This is a genomic window from Geotalea toluenoxydans JCM 15764 (assembly GCF_001311985.1).
GTDB classification, from domain to species: Bacteria; Desulfobacterota; Desulfuromonadia; order Geobacterales; family Geobacteraceae; genus Geotalea; species Geotalea toluenoxydans.
On the sequence record NZ_BBCJ01000055.1, the window covers coordinates 1 to 6,027 of the forward strand.

4 protein-coding genes and 3 pseudogenes are annotated in these 6,027 nt (G+C 53.9%); 6 read left to right on the plus strand and 1 reads right to left on the minus strand.

Annotated features, from left to right (window positions below):
• Positions 1-137 precede the first annotated feature (137 nt).
• The 5 genes and pseudogenes from JCM15764_RS20505 to JCM15764_RS20525 all read left to right on the plus strand — a co-directional run bounded on the left by JCM15764_RS20505 (position 138) and on the right by JCM15764_RS20525 (position 4,632).
• Positions 138-1,288, plus strand: a pseudogene (locus JCM15764_RS20505) (IS3 family transposase).
• A gap of 83 nt (positions 1,289-1,371) precedes the next feature.
• Positions 1,372-1,602 carry an addiction module protein gene (locus JCM15764_RS20510; protein ID WP_054698789.1) on the plus strand — a complete coding sequence of 77 codons (231 nt, stop codon included), beginning with the start codon at positions 1,372-1,374 and terminating at the stop codon, positions 1,600-1,602.
• Positions 1,599-1,778, plus strand: coding sequence for a hypothetical protein (locus JCM15764_RS20515; protein WP_054698790.1), 180 nt, complete (start codon positions 1,599-1,601; stop codon positions 1,776-1,778). Before JCM15764_RS20510 ends, JCM15764_RS20515 begins: the two co-directional genes overlap by 4 nt.
• A gap of 233 nt (positions 1,779-2,011) precedes the next feature.
• Positions 2,012-4,046 (plus strand): annotated as a pseudogene (locus JCM15764_RS20520) (ATP-dependent helicase).
• A 160-nt stretch (positions 4,047-4,206) separates the two neighbouring features.
• A complete protein-coding gene (locus tag JCM15764_RS20525) occupies positions 4,207-4,632 on the plus strand; it encodes a ferritin-like domain-containing protein (RefSeq protein WP_243689526.1) in 426 nt (141 codons plus the stop codon).
• A 1-nt stretch (position 4,633) separates the two neighbouring features.
• Here JCM15764_RS20525 and JCM15764_RS20530 read toward each other — a convergent pair.
• Positions 4,634-5,298: pseudogene (locus tag JCM15764_RS20530) on the minus strand (peroxiredoxin).
• Positions 5,299-5,447: 149 nt separating this feature from the next.
• Here JCM15764_RS20530 and JCM15764_RS20535 point away from each other — a divergent pair.
• Positions 5,448-5,963, plus strand: a complete 516-nt coding sequence (locus JCM15764_RS20535) for a peptidylprolyl isomerase (RefSeq protein ID WP_054698792.1) — start codon at positions 5,448-5,450, stop codon at positions 5,961-5,963.
• The last annotated feature ends 64 nt before the right edge of the window (positions 5,964-6,027 follow it).

Here is a 6,027-nt window from a genome sequence, read left to right on the forward strand (position 1 = left end):
CCCCCTTATTTCAGTAGGGGGGAAGCGAACGTTAGTGAGCAGGGGGGTGGTTCCCTATTTCATAGGGGGGAAGCTGATGCTGCCCAATCTCGACAGACACCCTGTTAAGCGTGTAAACTCCGCGACAGAGGTGATCAATGAAAAAACCAGTATCACAGCCGACAACCCGCAGACGACACTCGCAGCAGTTCAAAGATGAAGCGCTGGCACTGGCCGAACGTGTTGGCGTGTCAGTGGCTGCAAGGCAGCTAGGGCTCAATGAGAACATGCTCTACACATGGCGTAGCAAAAAGCAGGCGAAGCAGGAACAGGGAGCGGTCGAACAGTCGCTTGCTGTTGAGAATGCCCGGTTGAAGCGCCAGTTAGCAGAGCAGGCCGAGGAGCTCGCTATACTAAAAAAGGCGGCGGCGTACTTCGCGAAAAACCAGAAGTGAGGTACGCCTTCGTGCAGAAATACACCGGCATCTTTAGGATAAGTGCCATGTGCCGCGTGCTATGCGTCTCCCGTGCTGGCTACTATAGCTGGTGCCATCGAATGCAACACCCCTCGTGGTGCCGGCAACGCCAGATCCTTCTTGATCAGCAGGTGAAGGAGGCGTTTGAAGCTTGAAAAAAACGTTCAGGTTCGCCAATGATAACTCTGGATCTCAAAGATGCTGGCCATTGTTATGATCGCAAAACGGTTGCCGCAAACATGCAACGCCAAGGGTTACGAGCCAAGGCCGCCAAGAAATTTAAGGCAACGACCAATTCAAAACATGAGCTGCCAGTGGCTCCAAATTTTCTCCAGCAGGACTTCAGCGCCGATTTTCCCAACCAGAAATGGGTTGGTGACATCACCTATCTGTGGACAACGGAAGGCTGGTTATACCTTGCCGTTGTGATCGATCTGTACTCCCGCATTGTTGTCGGATGGGCTATGGCGGAGCGCATGACTGCTGAACTGACCTGTAATGCCCTGCAAATGGCCTTGTGGCGTCGTCGGATGCCCAGCAATGTCATAGTGCACTCAGACCGTGGGAGTCAGTATTGTTCGACAACGTACCAAGCTTTATTGTCGCGGCATGATCTGATCTGCAGCATGAGTGCTAAAGGCAACTGTTACGACAACGCCTGCGCCGAAAGCTTCTTCCATACCCTAAAGGTCGAGGTTGTCCACGGCGAACCAGTTGTTTCCCGTGCAGCACTGCGTCAAATCGTATTCGAGTACATTGAAGTTGACTACAACCGTAACCGCCGCCATAGTGCCAATGGGAACATCAGCCCGGTGGCCTTCGAAACTAACTAGCCGCTTAACTTTGTGTTTGTTGTTCCTGGGCAAGATCAAGCGAACGTTAGTGAGCAGGGGGGTAAGAACTCGAGGAGACAGATATGAAAATAACGATGGAAGAAATGACGATAGAGCTTTTGGGACTTCCTGTTGCGAAGCGGGCCTTGCTGGCAAAACAATTGATCTCCAGTCTCGACAATGCGGAGCGTGAAGACGTCGAGGCGCTGTGGGTGCGGGAGACAGAAGCCCGCTATGCAGAGATTGAAAACGGTGCTGTGGAATGCCAACCGGTGCATGAGGCGTTGAAGGAAGCAAGAGAACAATTGAAATGAAGCCTGTTGTCATCCATCCTGAAGCAAAAAGGGAGATGATTGCTTCTGCCGTTTTCTACGAGGAACGCATTTCCGGACTTGGCAAGCTCTTTCTTGACGAGGTGGAGAAAGGCCTCAAACTAATAGCCGAACGCCCCGAAGCATGGACAAATTTTCTTCCCCGAATCGGCGCTTGATCCTTCCCGCTTTTCCCTTCGGCATTATATTCCGCAATGAATCAGATCGAATTTACATACTCGCCGTCATGCACTTGCGACGTGAGCCGGGTTACTGGAGACGTCGCCATTAATCGGACGCTTGGCACACATATCGCCTCCTTGATTTAAAAATCTGCCTCTGTTATCAATGACCAGCCGGGTACAATCTGACCCGGTTGTTTTGTGTCTGACGATCCCATGGGAGACGGAATTTGCTCGATTTGTCCAATCTCAACCCACAGCAACTGGCGGCGGTAAAACACACGGAAGGGGCGCTTCTGGTCCTGGCCGGGGCGGGTTCCGGCAAGACCGGGGTCATCACCTACCGCATCGCCCATCTGCTGCTGGACAAGAAGGTGCCGCCGGCCAACATCCTGGCGGTGACCTTTACCAACAAGGCGTCCAAGGAGATGCGGGAGCGGGTGGATGGACTGGTGGGCAGGCCTGCCTGCAAGGGTATCATCATCTCCACCTTTCATTCCCTGGGAGTGCGCATTCTTCGCCGGGACATCGAACGGCTCGGTTACAAGAAGAATTTCTCCATCTATTCGACCACCGATCAAATCGGCCTGATCAAGCAGATCATGCGCGAGGTCAATATCGACGGCAAGAAGTTCGATGGGGATACCATCATCTGGAAGATCTCGGCGGCGAAAAACAAGCTCATTACCCCGGACCGCTACGTTCCCCGCTTCGGCGACGAGTACGAGCTGCTGGCGGCGGAGGTCTATCCCCGCTACCAGTCGGCACTGAAAGCCTTCAATGCCATCGATTTCGACGACATCATCATGCTGACCGCTGACCTGCTGCAAAATCACCCCGAGGTGCTTCAACACTGGCAGGAGCGTTTCCGCTATGTGATGGTGGATGAATACCAGGACACCAACGCCTCCCAATATCTGCTGGTGCACCTCCTGGCGGGAGGCTACGGAAATCTGTGCGTGGTGGGGGATGACGACCAGAGCATCTACGGCTGGCGCGGCGCCGATGTGGGCAACATTCTTGATTTCGAGAAGGATTTCAAGGAGTGCCGGGTCATCAAGCTGGAACAGAACTACCGCTCCACCGGTAACATCCTGGAGGCTGCAAACCACGTCATCGGCCACAATGAAAAGCGCAAGGAAAAACGACTCTGGACAGCTTCCGGCAGCGGCCGTCCCCTGGACCTCATTGTCGTTCAGGATGATGAAGAGGAGGCCACCACGGTGGTCGAGAGGGTCCAGGTGGAGCGGCTGGCCCACAACCTTGCCTACAGCGACTTTGCCATCCTCTACCGTACCAATGCCCAGAGCCGTGCTTTCGAGGAACAACTGCGCTTCGAGGATATACCTATGTGCTCATCGGCGGCATGCAGTTCTTCGAGCGCAAGGAGGTCAAGGACGCCATTTCCTACCTCAAGGTGATCGGCAACGCCAATGACGAGATAGCTCTGTTGCGCATCGTCAACTTCCCCAAGCGGGGGATTGGCGACAGCACGGTGGTGAGGATCAACCAGTGTCCATGGAGCAGGGGTGTCCCCTGTTCGAGGCCTTCGGAAGGGTCGACGAGATCGAGGGGATCGCCGAAGCGACAAAGCTGAAGGTGCTGGATTTTCACCGGCTGCTGGCCGAGGAGATGACCATTTTCGAGCAAGAGGGTGAACTGGCGGAAAAGGGGAAGCGGCTTTTCAAACGGCTGGGGCTGGAGGACGAGCTTTACCGGACCATTGATGACCCGGTGCTGGCTCGGCGGAAGGCGGAGAACATCGAGCAGATCGTCAACTCCATGGCTGCCTATGAAGAACGGATCACCATGCCTTCACTGGCCGGTTTTCTGGAAAAAGTCTCCCTCATGGACGAGGATCGCTTTTCCGGCAAGGACAAGAAGGAGCATGGCCGAGATGCCGTGACGCTCATGTCGCTCCATTCCAGCAAGGGGCTGGAGTTTCCCTTTGTCTTCCTGGTGGGGATGGAGGAAGAGATCCTTCCCCACAAGCGGTCCATCTATGAGGATTTTACCGTAGATGAGGAGCGCCGGCTCTGCTATGTGGGGATTACCCGTGCCAGAAAGCATCTGGTGATGACCCGCTGCCTGCAGCGCAAGAAGTACGGCAAACTGCAGGAACGGGTCCCGAGCCGGTTCCTTGAAGAAATTCCGGCGCATCTGGTCAAAGAGCAACAGGGAACTGCGGCCAAGACCCTGACCGAAGAGGAAGCGGATAAAATGGCCGATGATTTCTTTGCCAGGATGAAGGCGATGCTGGAATAACTGCTGCAAGGTCAACGGCAGATTTTGCTCCGGCGACTGGCATTTCCATTTTCCCATGTTACCTTTATTACTGTAGGGATTCCTGCAGTGGGGAGGAGCTATGGACCTTTATCAATTTGCCATGAAGATGGAAGTGGACGGCAAGGCTTTCTACGAAAAAATGGCGGCAGAAACCCCGCACCGGGGCTTGAAGAGTGTTTTCTCCATGCTTGCTGCCGACGAGCAAAAACACTATGACACCATTGTCGCCATGCGGGAAGGTGGCGCTGTGACCATGGCCGACACGACGGTTCTGGAAAACACCAGGAACGTTTTCGAAGGGATTCATGCTGAAAAGACCTTGGCGGAAGGCATGAGGAAAGAGCATGATGCCTTCCAGTACGCCATGAAGATCGAGGCGGACAGTGTGCGGCTTTATGAGGATATGGCTAAAAAGGAAAGTGGTCCGGCGATTATTGCCCTGCTGCAAAAGATAGCCGATGAGGAGAAGAAGCATTACAACATCGTGGAAAACCTCTACGATTATACACTGCGGCCAGAGTACTTTCTGGAGTGGCGGGAATTCACTAATCTGAAGCCGCTCTGATTCATTTTCCGATTGCCTTTTGTCCAGGCTTCCAGCCAAGGGGGCAGAGGGCGCCTGACTGCAGGGCTTCCAGCACCCGCAGGTCTCTTCAACGCTTCTGCCCACATCCATGTTGTGCACCACCTGGTACTGCAGGATTCCTTCGGGGTCGATGACGAACAGTCCCCGCTGGGCTATCCCTTCCGCTTCATCTAGAACCCCGTATTGTTTTGCTGCTTCCCTCCTGATATCGGAAAGGAGCGGATAGTTCAGCTTGCCCAGGTCGCCCCGCTTGATCCAGGCCAGGTGGGAGAACTTGCTGTCCACCGATACCCCCAGCACTTCGGCTCCCAGCTTTTTGAACTGGGGAAGGGCTTCATTGAAACCTTTGATTTCTGTCGGGCAGACAAGGGTGAAATCCAGGGGATAGAAAAAGAGCACCAGCCATTTTCCGCTGTAATCCGACAGGCTGATGGTGGTGAATTCTTTCCCTGATTCAGTGCCGATGACGCCATCCAGAATGAATTCCGGCGCCGGTTGCCCCACCTTCGCCTGTTTTGCCATCATCATATCCTGCATGCTGTGCATCATCATCCTGGCCGGCATGTCTGCAGCTGCCTGTGCCGGTGTTGCTGCGAAAGATAAACACACCACGCCTGCCATGACGACCATGTATCTCAAGTTCATCTGTGGCTCCTTGTGCCTGGATTTGTCATTTGTTGATTGTATCCAAGCAGGATGGCTTTGCAAGGCTTTGCACCGGCGAAAACAGTTTCTCCTTTGCCCCCTTTTGTGGTAGAAGGAGAACATTCTTATGTGAAAAAGGAGAATTGGTGATGAGTGAAGAGCAGAATCCCCAGGTGGTGATGGAGACATCTATGGGAACGGTAAAGATCGAGTTGTTCAAGGACAAGGCGCCCATCTCGGTGCGCAATTTCCTTTCCTATGTGAAAGACGGCTACTACGACGGCCTCATATTCCATCGTGTCATAAAGACCTTCATGGTCCAGGGGGGCGGCATGGATGCCGACATGCATCCGAAAAAGACCAAGTTCGCCATCAAAAACGAAGCCGCCAACGGGGTTTCCAACAAGCGCGGCACCCTGGCCATGGCCAGGACCAGCGTTGTCGACAGCGCCACCTCGCAGTTTTTCATCAATGTGGTTGATAACCCGTTTCTTGACCATCGGGGCAAATCTCCCGACCTTTTCGGCTATGCCGTTTTCGGCCAGGTGATCGAAGGAATGGATGTGGTCGATGCAATCAAGGAAGTCAAGACCGGTTCCAAGGCCGGTCATGGTGACGTGCCGGTAGAGACTGTATTCATCAACTCCATAAAGCTCGTCGAATAGTTGCCTTTTCTTTTGTTTAAACCCTACCCCTCCTGCTCACCCTCTCGATCCCCCATGCTGCAGT

Coding starts and splice junctions, on each gene's coding strand:
- JCM15764_RS20510 (WP_054698789.1), top strand. CDS start 1,372: ATGAAAATAACGATGGAAGAAATGACGATAGAGCTTTTGGGACTTCCT.
- JCM15764_RS20515 (WP_054698790.1), top strand. CDS start 1,599: ATGAAGCCTGTTGTCATCCATCCTGAAGCAAAAAGGGAGATGATTGCT.
- JCM15764_RS20525 (WP_243689526.1), top strand. CDS start 4,207: ATGGCGGCAGAAACCCCGCACCGGGGCTTGAAGAGTGTTTTCTCCATG.
- JCM15764_RS20535 (WP_054698792.1), top strand. CDS start 5,448: ATGAGTGAAGAGCAGAATCCCCAGGTGGTGATGGAGACATCTATGGGA.